At 62.1% G+C, this 18,986-nt stretch carries 10 protein-coding genes; 1 reads left to right on the top strand and 9 read right to left on the bottom strand.

The window, feature by feature from the left end:
- Positions 1-93: 93 nt before the first annotated feature.
- The 7 genes from C0V82_RS22345 to C0V82_RS22315 form a co-directional block, all read right to left on the bottom strand.
- A complete protein-coding gene (locus tag C0V82_RS22345; RefSeq protein WP_158660152.1) occupies positions 94-2,982 on the bottom strand; it encodes a TonB-dependent receptor domain-containing protein in 2,889 nt (962 codons plus the stop codon).
- 269 nt (positions 2,983-3,251) lie between these two features.
- A complete protein-coding gene (aac(3), locus tag C0V82_RS22340) occupies positions 3,252-4,079 on the bottom strand; it encodes an aminoglycoside 3-N-acetyltransferase (protein WP_102114653.1) in 828 nt (275 codons plus the stop codon).
- Between the two features lie 126 nt (positions 4,080-4,205).
- Complete coding sequence (locus C0V82_RS22335) at positions 4,206-6,110, bottom strand: tetratricopeptide repeat protein (RefSeq protein ID WP_102114652.1); 1,905 nt, start codon at positions 6,108-6,110, stop codon at positions 4,206-4,208.
- Positions 6,094-6,372 (bottom strand): hypothetical protein, encoded by a 279-nt coding sequence (locus tag C0V82_RS22330; protein ID WP_102114651.1) that lies wholly within the window; start codon positions 6,370-6,372, stop codon positions 6,094-6,096. Before C0V82_RS22330 ends, C0V82_RS22335 begins: the two co-directional genes overlap by 17 nt.
- Positions 6,373-6,422: 50 nt before the next feature.
- Complete coding sequence (locus C0V82_RS22325) at positions 6,423-7,859, bottom strand: tetratricopeptide repeat protein (protein WP_245924311.1); 1,437 nt, start codon at positions 7,857-7,859, stop codon at positions 6,423-6,425.
- A gap of 30 nt (positions 7,860-7,889) precedes the next feature.
- Positions 7,890-10,361: an autotransporter outer membrane beta-barrel domain-containing protein gene (locus C0V82_RS22320; protein ID WP_158660151.1), complete on the bottom strand. Its 2,472-nt coding sequence runs from the start codon at positions 10,359-10,361 to the stop codon at positions 7,890-7,892.
- 276 nt (positions 10,362-10,637) lie between these two features.
- On the bottom strand, positions 10,638-12,131 hold the full coding sequence (locus tag C0V82_RS22315) for a tetratricopeptide repeat protein (protein ID WP_158660150.1): 1,494 nt from the start codon (positions 12,129-12,131) through the stop codon (positions 10,638-10,640).
- Positions 12,132-12,244: 113 nt separating this feature from the next.
- Here C0V82_RS22315 and C0V82_RS22310 point away from each other — a divergent pair, with 113 nt between their 5' ends.
- Positions 12,245-14,128, top strand: coding sequence for an O-linked N-acetylglucosamine transferase, SPINDLY family protein (locus tag C0V82_RS22310; protein ID WP_245924310.1), 1,884 nt, complete (start codon positions 12,245-12,247; stop codon positions 14,126-14,128).
- Here C0V82_RS22310 and C0V82_RS22305 read toward each other — a convergent pair.
- Both C0V82_RS22305 and C0V82_RS22300 read right to left on the bottom strand, forming a co-directional pair.
- A complete protein-coding gene (locus C0V82_RS22305) occupies positions 14,106-15,878 on the bottom strand; it encodes a tetratricopeptide repeat protein (protein WP_102114648.1) in 1,773 nt (590 codons plus the stop codon). The two genes, C0V82_RS22310 and C0V82_RS22305, sit on opposite strands and share 23 nt — an antisense overlap.
- Positions 15,875-18,979 (bottom strand): glycosyltransferase, encoded by a 3,105-nt coding sequence (locus C0V82_RS22300; RefSeq protein ID WP_102114647.1) that lies wholly within the window; start codon positions 18,977-18,979, stop codon positions 15,875-15,877. Before C0V82_RS22300 ends, C0V82_RS22305 begins: the two co-directional genes overlap by 4 nt.
- Positions 18,980-18,986 lie beyond the last annotated feature (7 nt).

The following is an 18,986-nucleotide window of genomic DNA, read 5'->3' as shown; positions in this document are numbered from 1 at the left end:
GGACTGGCTTTTTGGAGGGCCGCAGCAACAAAAAAGGGGGTGCCGCGATGAAGCGGCACCCCAGATGACAGTTCAGACAGAGGCAGATCGCTTTTAGAACTTCACGCTGGCACCGACGAAGAAACGTCGACCGATCACGTGATAGGTTGACGGGTCGGTGTTGCTGTCAACACTGTCGGTGTAGAGCCGGGGCTTTTTGTCGAACAGGTTGTTAACACCACCACGGATCGACAGTTCCTCGGTAACCTGCCAGCTGGCGGAGGCATCGAAGTACCAAGTGGCAGGTACGCCCCCGTCGGTGGAGGTTGGATCGACAACGACATTCTCGTTGCGCATGGCTCCGATATAGCGCGCCCGCATCTGAGCCATGGCCGGACCATAGACATAGGTCCCGGTAATGGCCGCCTTCCATTCAGGCAGGGCATCACCGGGATCATCGCCGATGGAACCGATATATTCCAGGAACGGCTGGCCCTTCAGTTCCTGAATGCGATAGCTGTCAACCCAGGTGACGATGGTGTTGAGGCTGACATCGCCCAGCCCGTTCGGCAACTCGGTTCCCCAATCCAGCTGCGTGTCGATACCGCTGGTTTTAATGGAACCGAGATTCTCAGCAATCTGTAGAAGCCCGACAATGTCGCCAACACCCGAACGACCGAACCGGCGGCAACTGGCACTGTTGACATCATAGGTCGGGTTTGTCCCGTCGGCATTGAAGCAGGCGCCCAGTATCGTATCCGGGGACAGGCTGTCGATCGCCCCCTTGATGCTGATATTGTAATAATCCACCGACATGGTGAACCGTTCGAACAGGCTATTGTCGAACGGCGACGTAATAACGGCACCGATGGTGTAGGTGTCCGCTTTCTCTTCGTGCAGATTCGGATTGCCACCGGCCAGCGCATCAATCTGGGCATTGAACTGGGTATAGCTGTCAATGACCGCAGCGGGAATACCTTGCTGGATGCAAAGCTGGCGGACCTGCGCCGCGTTGGGCCCACGGCGCAGCGCGCTGTTGACACTGCAAGGATCATCGACCTCGGGATTGTCCTCATCCTGAGGGGAGAACAGTTCAAATATGTTCGGTGCCCGTACCGCACGCTGATAACTGCCGCGCATGCGCAGTTGATCAATCATCTGCCAGTCCATCTCACCCTTGTAAGATGGGAAGGTTCCAGCCGAACTGTGATCGGAGTAGCGGAAGCCCCCGGTGAAGTTGACAGACTGCGCCAATGGCAGATCCTTCACCAAGGGGATCAGCAGCTCAGCGTAAACGTCGGTATTGTCGATCGCACCATGCAGCGGGTTCTGGGCGCTGAAGCCCGCCACGTCACCGGAGGAGAGCAGGCTGTCCGGCTCAAAGTCAAAGCGGTTCGAATAATAGAGGGCACCGATGGCAAAGCCGACATTGCCAGCAGGCAGTTCGAAGAGATCGCCGGAGAGGCTGCCTTCCACGACCTCCTGCTCATAGGTTTCCAGGTTCTTGGCCGTTCGACCGACATACTGCTGGCATTCGACCGACAGATCGTTGCTGCCGAACATATTGAAGCCGCCCTGGCACAAGGAAGCACCACCGTCCTGCGCATCCAGTAGCCGTTCAACTGCGGAAACTGAGACATTGCCACGCTGAATTTCGGTCATGCTGGTCTTGCCGCTGGCCCCGTACACGTCCCAGCGCCAGCCATTGGGAAGCCGGCCCTTGAAGCCGCCCAGCACCTGATACACATCGAACCGGCTCTCGGCAACACGCGGCCCCAAGACATTGAAGCGTTTGCGGGCCCGGAAATCCTCCGAAGCGCCAACACCGGCAAGCGTCGGATCATCACCGGTGCGCGAGGCAAGAATCTGCCGAAGATCCGCCGGAATAAAGGGATTGCTGACAGGAACAGAGAAGAAGACACCCGCTCCAGCATCCACCGAGTTTGTACCGGTCGGCGCAGGGCTGGAGGCCAGCGACGATGTCGCGCTGTAATTGGCATACAGGAACTGTCCATATGCCTCCACCCAATCATTGACCTCGTAATTGGCAAAACCTGACGCGCTCGTCCTTTCCAGGGGCAGGATAAGCTTGTTCTGAGGTTCGAAATTGTAGCTGAAGAAGTTCGGATAGAATGCCTGCGCGATATCGCTGTCGGGACCCTTGTAGTTCTGAACGTCATAGGCCGCAGACGAACTACCAACCGCAAACAGCGAACGATCCGGATTAAACGACAGGGTGCCATTGCGGGCAACCTTCCCCGCCCCCACATTGTAACGCGCAAAGACGCTGTCGATTGCTGCCTGGCTGGGCAGATTCAATCCCGAAGCAACATAGCTGCCGCTTGGATAGTAGCTGGTTGTGCTCCCGGCCTGGTCAGAGAAATCGCGCTCGCCCTTGCCGATCTCGTCACGTTCCGCCCATCCGATATTGAGGACGGCATTGCCGCGGCCATTCCCGAAATTGCCGCCCAGAACCGCATAGGCGCTCTTCTCCTTGCCGTCGCCCTTCTCGGAAATCGTGTACTGCATATCGGCCAGAGCGCCTTCGAAATCGTCCTTCAGAATGAAGTTGACGACACCGGCTACCGCGTCGGCCCCGTAAACGGCGGACGCGCCCCCCGAAATAACCTCGACACGGTCGATAAGGGCGGTCGGAATGATATTGACGTCGACCGCGCCGGTATTGTCGCCCGGAATGACGCGACGGCCATTCAGCAGAACCAGATTACGGTTGGCCCCAAGGCCGCGCAGATTGAGATTCGCACGACCGTTATTGTCGGGATTATTGGAGCCGGAGGACACATCCGGGCTGACCTGTGGCAATGTGTTCAGGAAGTTCTCCGGCGTCAGCGCACCCGTCTGGCGAAACGCCTCCGCATTCACCGTTGTCACAGGGCTGGTGGAGACATAGTCCTGCCGGGCGATGCGCGAACCGGTGACAACAATTTCCTCCAGCTGCAGCGGTTCACCGGCGGCCTGTTCCTGCGCGCCGGCAGTGGTCACGCAAGCAGCACACACACCTGCCAACATAAGGTTTCGAAATGCTGTGTTTCGATCACTGAGCCCAATCACTGTTCTTCTCCGTATCTGTTTCTGCACCGCTTTTGCATCGGACGCATCGCATTTGAAGCGGCGCTCATCGGTACAGTCAAATATAGATATATTTTTCACTGAATATTTTGTGGATTAGTGTTCTTTATAACTCATCATACTTGGTTATATTATTTGCAACGATCTCTTGTTTTATCAGGCAATTCGATCTTGGAGCAATTTTATACAGAAGGATGACGTCTCTCCAGCCAGTCAATGCCATACCGGACCAGATCTGGCGCGGAAAGCAGGTAGCTGTCCGCATTGCCAATCCGACCGGTACGGTGCCGTTTCTCCCCCAGATAGTCGCGGGCGATCCGTTCAACAGCATCGGACTGACCCGGAACCGCATAACAATCCAGAATGCCGTTGGAATCGAAATCATCGACCGGCACCCAAACCTTACGGCCGCCAGCATCGAGAATTGGCATCTCGTAGCGGACGCGCCGCTTGCCGGGAATTCGGGCCACCGCCTCGGCATAGTGAAGGACGGTTACGGCATCCAGCGGCGCCCCAAGCAGCAGGACGCATCCTGCCGCAGCGACGAATCTTTCAAGTGGTGATCCGGGACCATAGGCCTGACCCAACTCATGTTCCGTGACAAGCATAGGGGCCAATCGACCGATTGATGCCATTGAGGCATCGGGATGGGCGCTGCGATAGGCGTTTGGGTGGCTGGCAATGAAGGCATTGAGCATCCCGAAACCCGGATAGGTTCCGGCACGCGTTGGATCAAAGGCCGGCCAATCCTCCCGCTCCCGGGGTGACAAGGTCCGACCGTTCAATGTCTCCTCATAGGGCGAACGGTCCCAGGAGACAAAGGCCAGAAGCGTACCGGCCGGACCGATGGCTTCCAGCAATGCCTCAACAACCTGCGCCGGCCCACCTATGACAGGCCCTACAGCCTTGAGCGACGCATGAACCATGACCAGATCACCCTGGACGATACCAAGGTTGGTCAAGTCGCGGACCAGGGCGGCCCGATCAATCGGCGTAATCTTGCTATCCATCGCTCCTCCGATGCGCGCGGACGACAGCGCCGTCAGTCAGCGGATCAGATGGATAGTGCATGCGCGGAGCATGCTCGCGCACATTCGGTCAAAATTTTTCCGAATACGCACAAATATGAGGTCAGGCTACACCCAAGCCTGGAATGGCTTGATCCCACCCATCGTCATGTCCGGTTCCACAAGAAGACGCGAACAAGCATTCAGACGGGCCGCCAACTGGCTGAAGCCGCTGGCGGCACTGACGCCGACGATGTCAGCCTGTGTCAGAACGTGAAAATCCTGCAGGAACTCCAACCCCGGCCATGCGGGTCCTGCATCATTGAGCGTGACAGGTCGAAACTCACGGAAGGCTGCGCGGACGGCGGGAATATCATCGCTGGCCAGATACAGGACCGGCTTTTCCAATGTCGGCCACAGGCCGCGTAACCAGTCGACATAGGTCTGTGTCTCGGTGATCGGATAGCCATACTGAAGGAAGTCACCCCGCCTTATATGAATGGCGACCACCGTGCGGCCAACGGCGCGCAGGGCATCGACCGGCGGGTCGATCCAGGGTCTCCATTGCGGGCGAGGCTGGAGCCAGGACCGTATCCGGTCACGAAAAGCGGCTGGATACTCAAAGAGGAACAGGGGAGACAGGGCATCACGGTCCAGCACGGGCTCCCCACCCCACGTACCCATGACCGATCCGTTCAGGACACGCCGTGCAAAGGGCCAGGGCGGCAGCGGGCCGCTGGGCACCGGATCGTCCAGATCGAAATAGGCGCCCCCCACCCAGTTCGGCGTCTCCAGCACGCAGCCATGCTTTTCCGCGTAAAGCCGCAGCAGCACATACTCCAGAACATTATGGGCAAAGCGCCCCCGGTTGCCCAAGGTCGTGGAGCATAGGCGCGGACGGGCAGGATCAGGGTTGTGCGGCCGCTGCCAGCGCCAGCCCTGCTGCCGTCGTGTACGCTCCAGTGCCGCCAGGGAGCGGACGGTGAACATCCAGCAATTGTCGGACCGCACGGGCTCCAGCCGTGCGGCGGCAGCATTAGGATCGCCTTCCAGCAAATCCAGGGCAGACAGCGCCGTCCGGCATTCCACCGGATAGACGCGGCCCGCTAAGGGCACCGTTTCCAGCCGCGTGAACAGGAACCGCGCCTGGGCCGCCCGGCCACCACGGATCAGAATGGCATAGAGATATTCCAGAATGGAGGAGACATCCGTGCCCTCCAGCGGCAAATATTCGGCCAAGGCCGCCTCTGCCGCCGCATCCTCCGCCTGATCGAACAGGGTGGCCACCACACGGGACCGCGCTGCCGCCAGCCCCAGCTGTGCCGAACGCCGGTAGCAGCGCAGGGCACCCACCAGATCGGCGGACCGGTAGTGCAGGTTACCCAGGTTAAACCAGATTTCCGGTGTCGCGGGAGACAGGCTGGCTGCCCGTTCCAGGGCCTGCGCCGCCGCCGCGACCTCCCCCATCTCCAACAGGGCATTGCCCAGGCTCATCCAGGCCGACAGGAAGCCGGGTTCCAGGGCCAATGCCTGACGCTGACAGGCGATGGCTTCCTCGATGCGGTCATCCTGGCGCAGCAGGATACCCAGGTCATGATGGATCTCGGCCTTGTCGGGAAGCAGCCGGGCCGCGCGGCGCAGGCAACGGATGGCGCCTTCACGCCCCGCCCCGCCATGCCCCGCCCCCGATGCGCCCAAGGAATGCCACACCACCCCATGCGCCGGGTCCAGCGCCAGACTGGCATGCCACTGTGTCCGCGCACCCGCCGCATCGCCCTGCGTCACCAAGGCGTTGGCCAGATTGAGCCGCGCTTCCACCATCTGTGGCGCGCGTTTTAGGGCCTGACGGAACAGGTCAATGGCCGGTGTCAGACGTCCCCCCTGCCGCTCAGTAATGCCCAGCAGATGCAATAAATCGGGATTGCCAGGATCATCGGCCAGCAGTCGGCGATAGACCGTGGCTGCTCGCTCGGGATAGCCGGCACGGTGGTCTGCCAACGCGCCGGCCAATACCTGATCAGATGTTGTTTTCATTCGACAGATCGACCGCGCCATGCCGGAAGGGCACCCAGTCCTTCTGGGCGGGACGATACTGCAGTCCATAAGGGGACTTCAGGAAGATGCGGTCACGCTGCGGGCTTTCGCGCAGCGTCCGCTCCGCATCGACCAGCGGCGACTGAGAGAAAACCTTGTCCCAGAACTCCGCCGGCTCCACGGCACGACCGGCCTTCTGCGCATATTCCTGGGCGGCGTCGCTCAGCTGCCAGCTGCTCTCAACCATGTCGTAGTAGCCCATGACAAAACTCCCTTCACCCGACCCACGGGCTGACAGATACCGCACCCTTTTCAGGTACCGCAAGGTTTGGCGGTCAGGCGCCTGGAATAGGCAAGATCCCGCAACGCGTCCATGGCTTCGGCAAAGACCGGACCCCAATCCTGGTCATCCTTTTGCCGGAACAGACGCATGGACGGGTACCAAGGCGTGCGCCCACCACGGTCGCCATAAACCCAATACGGCATGAACTGTACCAGATTCCAGACCGGCGTGCCCAGGGAGCCGGCCAGATGCGCCGTGGAACTGTCGGTCATGATCAGCAGATCCAGCTGTTCCAACAGGGCCGCCGTATCGGCAAAATCATCGATATGCGGGCCCAGCGGGGTTACCAGCATGCGGCTGCCCATCTCTTCCAGCTGATCCTCTGGCGGTCCTTTCTGCAGGGAATAAAGCCGCACGCCAGATACAGTGCCGAACTGCAGAAAGTTCTTCAGATTGCTGGCCCGACGGGCATTGTCGGCAAAGGTCACGCGGCCCGACCAGATGATCCCGACGCGCAGGATGCCTGGTTCTGCCGGACCCAGAATCCGTGTCGCCTTGGCCCGCGCATCGGGTGGAATATGCAGCTTCACCGGCGGCGGCACGCTGTCGAAACGCGTACCGCAGAGATAGGGCAGGCTCATCTGCGAGGCCTGGACATCGAAATCAGGAAAGGCATGTCCCGCCGGCACAAACTCGTCGACCGGCAAACCACCCAGCACACGGCGAAGCTCCGGATGGCATTCGAACAGGATACGTCCGCCGCGCGCCTTGACCAGGGGTACATAGCGGGCCGCCATCAGCGTGTCGCCAAACCCCTGTTCAGTGGACAGGAAGATACGCTTGCCCTTCAGGTCACTGCCGTCCCATGGGGTGCCCGGCGTTGGGCGGGTGCGGTATGTGGCGATGCCACGACGATATTCGTAATCCTTGAAGCCCTGCTCATATTCACCGACCTGCAACAGGGTCAGCGCCCGCTCCCACCGCAACTGTGCCGAATGCGGCTCTGCTGCCAGCGCCTTCTCCATCAGCGTCAGAGCCTCGTGGAAGGCGGTGGCCTTGCGCTTGCTGATCAACGCGTTGAACAGCAACTGTCCATTGTCGTCCATCAGGCGCAGGGCCCTGGCATGGGCATCGTCCGCCTCGGCGTGGCGGCCCAGTTCGGTCAACAGATTGCCAAGGTTGGACCAGTTGCCCGCATTGTTAGGGTCATGCTCCACACCGCGGTGATAACAAACCACCGCCTCTTCCAGACGGCCCATGCGCCGCAGAACGACGCCCATGGTGCTCCACGCCGCACCGTCACGCGGATTGGCACGCACAATATCCTCTGCGGTACGCAGCAGTTGCTCGTCATTGCCGGCAGGCAACGTCTTCACATTCGCCTTGGGCGGCGCCTGGTGTGGCGGTGAAGCCGGGACCGGTGCCGGCTTTGTGGGGGCGGCGGCTTTACGCTTCTTCGCGGTCACGTCGGTCCTGCTTCTTACGGTCTTGCCCTGTTACCAGGCAAAACGCACCTGGGCTGTCATGGCATGCTGTGTACGGTTATCGCTCAGCGCCGCATCATAGCGCGCAGACAGCCGCATGTTGTCAGCAATTTCCATGGACAGACCACCACCCAGCACCGCCGTGTCGCGGCCAGGGGCCGCCGCCTGGACGATGAAGGCCTGGCCCAGCAGCGACTGGCTGATGCTGTTACCGGGCGTGGACAGGTCATGTTCCCAGCGGGCCGACAGTTCAGGCACCAGGGTGCCGCCATTATCCAGCGCCACCGGAGCCGCAAGCCGCAGGCCGATACCGGCACGCAGGTCCGCCTGGGAGTCATCGGCAACGGTCAGACCGAACGCATCGGCACCCCGTTCCGCGAATCCATCAACATCGCTGCCGTCATAGCGCAGGAAGGCACTGGGCGTAAGCTGGATGCCATCCAGATCAAGACGATAACCAGCCTCCAGGCCGGCACCGATGCTGCGGCCATCGGTATCGCTGCCGGCATTGCGCACCTGGGTGCCGGTGGTGATGGTGCGGGCCGTCTCATAATTGCTGAAGGTGACGCCGGCCTGCGCATCTACGAAAAGCGCCTGCTGACTCCAGCCCATATAGCCGCCGACATGATAGCTGTCGATGGAGGCACGGCCACTGTCCTGACGGCCTGTCACGCGGCTGTCGGCATAGCCGACGGCGATGCCGGCACGGGTACCATTATCAACACCGATATCGGCACCGGCAATGCCGCCCGCCATGCGGTGGCGGAAGCCGGGATTGTTGCCGTCGCTGCTGGTCCGCGCCTTGTTGCCAAAGGCCCGGCCCCAGACCTGCCACCCCTGCCCAGCCTCGTGCAGGCCACCCTGGCGCGTTGAGATCATATCGGCAAAGCCACGACTGACATCGGTCGCCGCCAGGGAAAGATTGGCGTTGAATTCACCCGACAGGCCGCCCACCGCCGATGGCAGCGCCGAAATACCCAGCGGGATCAGCGCGTTCAGGATCGGCTGCGCCGCCGGATTGCGCGACGCTTCCAACGCGTCCACGGCGGCACCCGCTGCACGCTGGTTGCCGGTCAGGCCGGCCAGACCGGCATAGGATGCGGCTCCCACATAAAGATCGACGCTGTTGGCACTGTAAAGCGCCACGATGCGCCCACCGGTGGGCAGACCCGCCACTGGCTGCGTGATCGTGGCGAAGGTGCCGGTGACGCCGCCTTCGGCCTGGATCACGCCCGTCAGACGCTGCCCCAGGGTCAGGTTGTAGCTGTTGGTACCAGCCGTTTCCCCGGCGGCATAGGTCAGGCCGCGCAGAACCGGCGTCAGGGTCACGCCACTGCTGATCGTGTAGGCATTGCCGGCCCCCGTAACAATGACACGGGAATAGTTGCCAGCACCGTTGCCCGTGCCCGCCCCATCGATCTCCAGCACCAGCGAGCTGCCTGTCTGCTGCGTCACAGGGCCGGTGAAGGTCAGGGTGCCGGGAGAATTGCCGGGGCGCAACGTGCCGGCGACGGTTGTCGTACCCGCAATCCGACCGGTGCCGCGCAACGTACCCTGGGCACCGACCGTAACCGGGGCCGTCACCACGCTGTTGACGGAAAGGTGGCCACTCTCCACGACCACGGCACCGCCGGTCAGGCCGCCGGTCAGGCTCGCCTGTCCACCATTGCGCAGCACGAAGCTGCCACCGGCATTATCGATGGCGCTGGAAAACAGGGTACGGCCACTGGTGGCAACCACCAGCGTGCCCAGATTGGTGATCTGGCTGGAAATCGTGCCCTGCCCGGCACCGGTCAGGGTAAAGGGCGATGCAGATGAGGCCGTATTGATGATACGTCCAGTCAGGGCGATGTTCTGCCCGGCATTGTCCAGGGTGCCGCCGGCGGACCCGACATTCAGCATCAGCGTGACAGGCTGCCCCTGGCTGCCCAGAGCGCCGGGCGTGCCGGGGCGCAGGGTGCCGCCGTCGAAGGTCAGCGTACGCGTACCCGACAGATTGCTGCCAGCACCCGCCGCGTCCTCGGTCGTATAGAACGCCTTGGTACGGTCGATCACGGCACCAAGATTGCCAACAGCGGTCGGCGTACAGGTCGGGCACAGCGTGACCGTAACATTATCGATATTCTGTGCGGCGCCCAGGCTGTCGGCCACGAAGCGCAGAATCGTCTGGCTACCGAAGGCCTGGACATTGAAGCTGTAGGTGATCCAGCCGGTGGGCGGGGCGCTGTCACCAACATAATCGAAGATGCGGGCGTCGCCGAAATAGGCACTCAGGCCCTGACCACCCTCACTCTTATACTGGAATGTGATCTGATAACGGTCGCCCAGACCCGTAGTCAGGGACTGAGACAGCGTGTTGCTGGAGAAAAGAAACTCCGCACTGTTTCCTTTGCCGTCGGCACCGACGCCGGCGCGCAGACCTGACGGATCAGTGCTGCTCCAACTGCCAAACGACACGGCATCCGTGCCACCGACAGTGCTCACGATCTCAAAGTCGCCATTGCACAGAATGGTCCCCGTGCACGTCGCGGCGTGTGCCGCCGGGAATGAAAGGACGGGAATTGCCACAGTCATCAGCAGTGCAGCTTTAATCGGGGCTGCAAGAGCCGACTGATGGAGATATCCCTTCATGCTTCCTCTCCCAACATCATTAACCGAATTTAAACAACAACTCGAACCACCCAAAGGCACTTCATACCCTGGCGCCACAATAACCGAAATTCCAGCTATAGTGCACATTCAACAAAAAATCTTATGATTTTATGAATTCTGCCTGTGATCAAATCGTATCTTTTGGGTAGAAACATCAACTATCGCTTGGGCTATGTGGTTCATCACGGCCACCCATCCACCCTGCGGATCGGCCCGGAACATACGTACGCAGTCGTACCACACTGTCCGCACCGGATCATTCATCCAACGCCAGTCACCAATGAACGGCAGCGCCAGAAAGGTTGGCTTGCCCATAGCACCTGCCACATGGAGCATGGCACTGTCGCAACTGACAACCAGATCAAGATTGGCAATGATAGCGGCACTGTCAACGAAGCTTCCATAGGTTCGTTGCCGTTCCGAATCCTCAAAACATGTTATCGGCACGTGACCAGTCCATGCGGATAACTGCTCAAGACCTACATCCTTCTGCAGGCTGAACAAGCGTACACCAGGCACGCTGGCCAATGGCGTGAAGGCCGACAGCGGGATGGAGCGATCAGCACCGGCGGCTTGCCAATTGATGCCGACACGTATCCCATCGTTTCCGATTCGAGACGCCCAGGCGGCCACCCGATCACGGGGCAGATGCAGATAGGGCATCGATGCACCGGGAACAGTCCCAGGGGTGGAGCAGCAGAGGCCGGGCAGGCTCATCAGCGGGACGTGAACATCGGCGTCCGGCAACGGATCACCATGACAGATCAGTTCATCAATACCCGCCACCCCGCGTAAAATGTCACGCAGGGTGGGCTGACATTCAAAGAGTGTCCATGCCCCCATCTCCTTCAGCACCGCCATATAGCGGATGAACTGCAGGGTATCGCCAAGGCCTTGTTCGAAATGCACCAGAATGCGCTTGCCGATCAGCGAACTACCGTCCCACCGCGGTACACCCGGCACGTCACGCCGCCAGCGCCACATGGCCTGATGGCAGCGCCGGTCATAATGAGGCCAGCCCTCCTGCCATTGCCCCTGCTGGATCAGGCAGACACCCAGATTCTTATGGTATTCCGGCGTGCCAGGTTCACATCTCACTGCGCGGCGATACCATGTGGTAGCATCGCTGACACGTCCTTGCCGGCGTAAAGAACCTGCCAGATTGTTGGCGATACCGCCCTGCTCTGGTTCCAGCGTCAGGGCGATGCGATAGGCTTGTTCTGCCGCTGCCGGGCGGTTCAGTGCCATCAGTAAGTTGCCGCAGCGAAAAGCGGCGTCGGGAAAATCCGGCTTGGTGGCCAGCAAGTGCGTCAGTACCGGGAATGCCCTATCCAACTGCCCTAATTTCATCAACAGGCTACCAAGGCGGAACAGACCCGGCGGATGATCAGGCCGCAGCCGGCGTGCCTCCTCCTGCACTGACAGAGCCGCCCCGGTCTGTCCCGCATCCTCCAGCGTAATGCCCAGGTTGAAGAGGGCCACGGGATGGGCCGGGGACAGGCGGACAGCCTCAACAAAATGCGTGATCGCCCGGTGCAGATCGCCGGCGGCATGGGCCGCCTGTCCTGCTGACATTTCCTGGCGAAAGCCATCCTCGTTCATCGGCCCACGCTCCCCGCCTGTCTGCGGCATCATGGAATAGGGATGGACAAGCGACTTGGCAATACCGGCAGGTCCCGCCATGCTGGCCCTACCGCGTGTTTGCCAGGATCGAAGTGACCTTGCCCGTCCCCTCACCCACCGACTTCCTGCGGGCTGCGATGCATGCCTACCGGCGGGGCAGCTTATCAGAGGCGGAGTCTCTGTGCCGCGATATCCTGCGCGGCCAGCCCTACCATGTGGGCGGGCTTTTCCTGCTAGCGGTCGTGCGCACCGCGGTGGGGGATGATGAGGCCGCGGCAGGGCTGTTCCAAGCCACTCTGACGCTGGACCCGGCCCTTGCCGATGCCAATGGTAATCTGGCCATGATCCGGCAGCGTCAGGGCCATCGGGCAGAGGCGACCCGTCTGTTCCAACGTGCCACCCGCCTGGCCCCGGACAACCTCGACTGGCGCATCAGCCATGCCATGCTATGCCTGGAGCAACCGGGGACCGCAGCCCGACATTTCCGTTCGGCATTGGCGCTGGCACCCACATCGGCTGCGGCCTGGCGAGGGCTGGGCTTAGCTTTACGCGGCAATGATCCGGCACAGGCTGCGATTGCCTTCGACCGGGCATTTCGCCTTGATCCATCGTTGCAACAGACACAGAGCGAGGCATTCGCCTGCCGCCTGCGGGCCGCTGAGTGGCAGCACTACGACCGTGACCGCCAGTCTATGGAAGTCTGCATCGACCAGGGTGGCATCGTCCTGCCCCTGCTGACGCAGATTGCCGGGATCGACCCCGCCCGGCAACGCCGGGCCGCCGAGACGGTCTGGCAGTGGCAGGTGGCCGGGGACCCACCCCCCAGCTTGTCGCGCAAGCGCCATGATGACCGCCTTACCGTGGCGTATCTATCGGCTGATTTTCATGAACACGCCACCGCCTATCTGATCACTGGCCTGCTGGAACAGCATGACCGCAGTCGGTTCCGTATCCTAGCCGGCTGTTACGGAACGGAAGATGACAGTGCGGCACGCCAGCGCATCCGCCGTTCGGTTGATGGTTTTCACATCCTGCGCGATCTCGATGTCGGGCAGGTTGCCGAATGGGCCGCTGAACAAGGGATCGATATCCTTGTCGATCTGAAGGGCTATACGGCAGGGGCGCGGCTGGACTTGCTGTCACGGCGGTTGGCGACGGTGCAGGTGGCCTATCTGGGCTATCCCGGCACGCTGGGCGGTGGCCCGGTCGACTATCTGGTCGGTGATTCTGTGGTGACGCCCCCCGCTGACCAGCCCTACTATCATGAGCGTCTGGTCATTCTGCCCGGCTGTTATCAGGTCAATGACCGTAACCGCCCCCGGCCCGATACCATGATTGACCGGGGCAGCCTGGGCCTGCCGCCGGACGGTTTCGTCTTCGGCGCCCTTAACGCACCGCAGAAGATAACGCCCGATCTTTTCGGCTGCTGGATGCGAGTGCTGAAAGCCACACCTGATGCCCACCTGATGCTCTATGATCCCAACGGTACGGCGGCGGCCAATCTGCGCGCGGCAGCGACCAGGCTGGGCGTTGATCCGGGCCGGCTGACCTTTGTCGGCGCCGCCCCACTAGCCCAGCATCTGGCCCGCTACCGCGCCATTGATCTCTGCCTGGACAGCTTTCCTTACACGGGCCACACCACCACCTCCGACGCGTTGTGGATGGGGGTGCCCGTGGTCACGCGGCAAGGGGATGGTTTCGCAGCACGGGTCGCGGCCAGCCTGCTGCACGCGGTCGGCCTACCCGAACTGATCACCCATGACCTTGCCGGCTATGAAGCACTGGCCCTATCACTAGAGCGTGACCGGGCACGACTTGATGAGCTGAAGGCACATCTGGAGCGGGTGCGCGATACCGCGCCGCTTTTCGACACGCCCGCCTTCGCGCGGCACCTGGAACGGGCCTATCGCCTGATGTGGGAACGGCATTGTGCCAGCCTGCCGCCACAGACCCTCATCGTGCCGCCGCAAGATTGATAAGGGCGTCGCGGACACACGTCACGACCGATGCCCAATCCCCCGCCCGCTCCTGCCGAAACAGGCGCATGCGCGGATACCATAGCGTCGCAGCCCCCTGATCCCGCCAGCGCCAATCGGCATTGAGCGGCAGCAATGTCCAGACAGGCCGGCCCAATGCACCCGCCAGATGCGGCGGCGCCGTACAGGAACTGATGACCAGATCAAGGTTGGTCATGATGCCAGCCGTATCGGCAAAATCCGTGATCTCCGGCCCCAGGTCGGTGAAGTTCGGCCGCAGACCCGCGCCCAGCGTCTCCAGATCCGCCCGACCTCCCCCCTTCTGCAAGGCGAAGAAGGAAACACCCGGCACCTCCAGAAGGGGCAGCAAGGCCGATAGACCGGGGGAGCGGCGGCGGTCATCCTTGAAATCCGGATTGCCGGCCCAGACCAGCCCGACCTTCACTCCCTTAAAGTCCGATAGTCGGCGTGACCAGTCCGCCATTAGTGCCGGTTCTGCGGTGAGATAGGGCACGGCATCCGGCATCTCCTCCAGGCCCAGCAGATGCGGCAGGCTGAGCAGGGGGACATGCGCATCGTGGGGCGGTAAAGGGGCGCCATGGGCGATGATGGTGGTGCCACCCCCCAAGGTCGTGAATATCCGGACCAGGGCCGGCGCACATTCCACGATCACTCGCGCGCCCCGCCGGGACAGCAGCGGCACATATCGGGCGAACTGTATCCCATCACCCAGGCCCTGTTCATCATGGACCAGCAGCGTCAGGCCGGCGGGATCGCCCCCTGTCCAGACGGGCGACATATAATCCCGCCGTAGCGCCGGAAAATCGCGCAGGCGCACCCGCCATTCATAGGCGGCAAAACCGTCGCGCATCCGCCCCTTCAGCAGAAGGCATGTGGCCAGTAGCGTATGAGCCTCCGCATGGTCGGGATCGGCGGCCAGCGCCCCCTGGCAGAACTTCATCGCCTGTTCGATCCGGTTCTGGTTGCGCAGCACCAGACCCAGGTTCAGCCAGGCATCGGCGAAATGGGGCTTCACCCGGATGGCCCGATGCAGCCACCGCGTGGCTTCTTCGTCCCGGTCACCCAGTTGCGACAGCGACAGGCCCATATTGCTCATCACCGCCGCTTCATCGGGCATCAGCACCAGCGCCCGGCGATAGGCCTCAATGGCTTCCGCGTAACGGCGCAGGTTCTTCAGCACGACACCCAGATTGGCGTGGGCCCTTCCATCCTCCGGCGTCAGGCGCAGCAATTCCCGCCAGATACTCTCCGCTTCGGCATGCCGGTCCAACGCCATCAGGGAAGTGGCCAGCAGGAAACGCTGCAGGCTGGCATCAGGGACCAGGGCGATGTAGCAGCGCAACGGTTCCAACGCGCCTTCATGGTCACCACGGTCCAGCAGGACACTGGCCAGATTATGCTGGGCCATATCCAGACCGGGATCGATCAGCACCGCTTCCCGGCCCGCCACCTCGGCCTGTTCCAGCCGGCCCAGCGCCCGCAAGGCCGCGCACAGGTTGGAGAAGCCGGCGGCATTGTGATGGCGTTGCCGCAGGGAACGGGCCAGCAACGGCACCGCCCCAGCCGCATCCTCACGCAGCAGCGACAGCACACCCAGCGCCATCAGCACGTCTGGGTCCTCCGGACACTGTTCCAGCACCCGTCGGAACAGGGCGTCGGCCTGCACCAGCTGCCCCGCATTCTGAAGGGCGACCGCTTGGGCCATCAGGTCATTGGCGCTGGCCGTCACGCGCCGCTCTCCGGTGCAATCCAGCCCATTTCCGCAAACTGCGCATGGCGGGCGCGAAGGGTGGCCGGGAAGCTGTCATCGATGGAGACCCGCTGCAAAGCGGTCCACATGCCGGGGATGGCCCCTTCCTCAAACCGGCCCGTGGCGAAGAATTTCTCCAGCCGCGCGCGGTTGACATCCCCGTCATTGCCGAAACTGTCGATCATTTCGCGGTGGGCAAAGGCATCCAGTTTGGCCAGGAACCGTTCAATCCCGCCCATCCAGGTGAAATGCCAGCCCGCCGCCGGGATGGTCTGCCCGATACCCTGCTTGGCCAGATAGCGCATATTGTTGGCCCCGACCTGACGGACCAGGTCGAAGGGTGCTGCCGCCACCGAAATCCAGGGTTCCTGTGACCGCAGATTCAGGAAATAGAGATGGATATCCAGATGTGGTGCGAACAGGGACGGGCCTTCCGCAGCCACCGACCGCAGTTGAGACGCTATCTCGGGCCGCAGAATCTCGTCGGCGTCGCTGATGATCACCATGTCGGCGGGCCCAGCCTGGGTCAGGCCGCGCAGGATCGCCTGACGCTGATGAGCCTCCCGAACCCAGGCGAAACCGCCCGGATCATCCTCCACCACGACATGGATGATTTTGTCGGCATAGCGGGCGAACCTTTCTCGGTTCTCTGCGTAATAAAGCGGTTTTGGCGTACCCGCATGGGTATAGGCGGCCTCCACCAGCACGAAATGATCGACGACAGGCGACAGTTCGGCCAGCCGGATCTCCAGCAGGTCCAGTTCATTGTAGAACTGGAAACAGTCATAAAGCTTTCGTCCGCCCGGCGGCGGGGCAGGCAATGGCGGCATTCCGGGTCCCGCAACCTTGAACCAGGACAAGAAAGCATCATAGCCGCGCAGCGTGGCCCACATCGCCGATCGCTCGCTCTCATCATTACCGTCCAGATAAAGCAGCCCTTCGATCTGGCCAATCAGCGCAGCTGCCTGTTCCTGCCAGCCGGTTTCAAGCCGGTCATTGGCGCCATCAGTCAGTATCGCGCCCAGATTTTCCAGCAGCAGCCGCTGTGACAACGCCATTCGCGCCGTCCCCAGCCGGTGCCCGGCCCCTGGATCATGACCAAAACTGGCCGCCTGACGCAGCAATTCCACCTGATCCGCACGCCGCCCCGCCAGACGATGCCGCGCGGCAACCATGCGCAGTAGCAGGGCTCGGCGGGCCTGGGGTTCGTGTGCCAGGGCGGCCTGCCGGGCGAGGCTGGCATCCCCGCCCAGGGCGCCGGTGACCACGGCCATAGCAGTGAAAAGCCGCGCAGCGACATTTGCGTCCAGCGCATCCAGGCCGGTCAGCAAGGCACGTTCCGCCGCGTCCAGCCAACCGTGCAACACCCCCCGCGTCTGGCGAGAGGACAGAACGGCCGCACTGTCGATCCGTAGAGCCTGCACCGCCAGTTCCAGGGTCAACGCATGATCGCCCAAGGCCTGTGCGGCCATTGCGGCCGCCAACCGGATGCCCGTGTCATCGGGCGCCATCTCCGCCACCAGCAGGCAGGCTGAAAGCGTTACCACCGCATCATTCGCCGCCCTGGCCTGGGACGCCAGCTGCCGGGCAGCGATGGTCAGTTGACCGGCCCAGAACACTTCGCCCGACAACAGGGGCCGCACCGCGCGCAACGCCGCGATACGCAGCGATAGGGGTGTCCCATCTGTACCCGATGCCACACCCGCCAGCATGGTGGGCATCCAGCCCTGCCATTCCGCGGGATCAGGCGCTTCCAGTCGGCCAGCACGGCCCAGCGACAGCAGCGCGTCGGCATGACGCGCCTGCGCGGCCTGAATCTGCATCAGCACGCGCCAGATACCGGCACGGGCGGGGTCCAGCGACAGGATGCGGGCACACAGATCGGCCATCGCGTCATGATCATTCACCGCCGCCGGTCGTTTCAGCTGACCCAGAATGCCGGCGATCTCCTGGATTGGCGGTTGCCAACTGGCATTATCAGACAAAAAGGACAGCCAGCGTGCGGCCTGCCGGTTCCAGCCCTGTTCCGCATCGGCGTGCTGCACCTGCGCGCGCAGGTACCGCTCAGACCCGTCGGACTGTGCATGGTGACGGTTCAATTCAGCCACAATGGCGTCTGCGAATTGGGCCGCGTGCAGGACCGGATCAGGCGGCACGGATAGCAGCCGGGCATAGCCGGCGCCGGTTTCCGGAAGGGCCCCAAGCCGGCTGGATACGACCAGGCAACCCGCTGCCATCGCCTCCATCACGCTGATGCAGGACGTTTCGGCATACCGGTTGGGGTAGGCCAGCGCAGCCACCTCTCGCAATGTCGCCGCCAGGACCGGCTGTGAAACGCCGCCCAGATACTCAACCCCTTCCGTTATCCGGCAGCGATCGTAAAGGGCGGTATAAGGATCACGTTCCAACGGGACCTGATAAGCTTCCAACGAAGAAAGTACTTTCAGGCCTGTCCCGGGTATTGCAGCACGGACGAGGGGCATTGCGGCCAGCAGCACTTCCAGCCCGCGAAACGGTGTGCTCGTATAGGCAAGGATGGGGGGCCACGGCTTCGCGGCGATAATTCGCTCTTCAGGCGCGAACAGCCCGGCAAAGCAAGGGGCCGGCGCGTTGCGCATGATATGGCAGCGATGGCGGGGAAGCCGGAAACGGCCGATATAATCCTCGCGCTGCCACCGGCTGACAAAAATAAACGCATCCCACCGGTTGACAGTATCGGGATCGGCAAGGTTGGCAACCGCCGGCTGGTCGCTAGCATGCTGTGTCCACAGCACCAGTCGGCACCTGCTATCACTGGCTACATGCAGATTGCGTATGCTGTCGCCGTCACAGCCCCCCATAACCACCAGCGCATCGAATCGCGCCAGCACGGAAACAGGCATGGTACCATGGTGCCGGCACATGACACCGTCGACCATGCCCGGCGCCGACGTACCATTCACCAGCGTAACATCCACGCCCATACGGGCGAGGGCGAGCGCCAGGTAACAAGCCGCAGACTGCGTACCGCCCAACGGGGCCGCCTGCATGGTCTGCGGCGTGTAATCGCCGAATGTTGTGTCGAGGAAGGCTAATCTCATGACCTTT

This window comes from Niveispirillum cyanobacteriorum (genome assembly GCF_002868735.1).
In the GTDB taxonomy this organism is placed as follows: Bacteria; Pseudomonadota; Alphaproteobacteria; order Azospirillales; family Azospirillaceae; genus Niveispirillum; species Niveispirillum cyanobacteriorum.
The sequence above is the reverse complement of the archived record's forward strand: the minus strand, read 5'-3'. Positions and strand labels throughout refer to the sequence as shown.

Excerpts from the sequence above, each read along its gene's own strand:
- C0V82_RS22315 (WP_158660150.1), bottom strand. The coding sequence starts at position 12,131 with ATGAACGAGGATGGCTTTCGCCAGGAAATGTCAGCAGGACAGGCGGCC.
- C0V82_RS22300 (WP_102114647.1), bottom strand. The coding sequence starts at position 18,979 with ATGAGATTAGCCTTCCTCGACACAACATTCGGCGATTACACGCCGCAG.
- C0V82_RS22335 (WP_102114652.1), bottom strand. The coding sequence starts at position 6,110 with ATGAAAACAACATCTGATCAGGTATTGGCCGGCGCGTTGGCAGACCAC.
- C0V82_RS22330 (WP_102114651.1), bottom strand. The coding sequence starts at position 6,372 with ATGGGCTACTACGACATGGTTGAGAGCAGCTGGCAGCTGAGCGACGCC.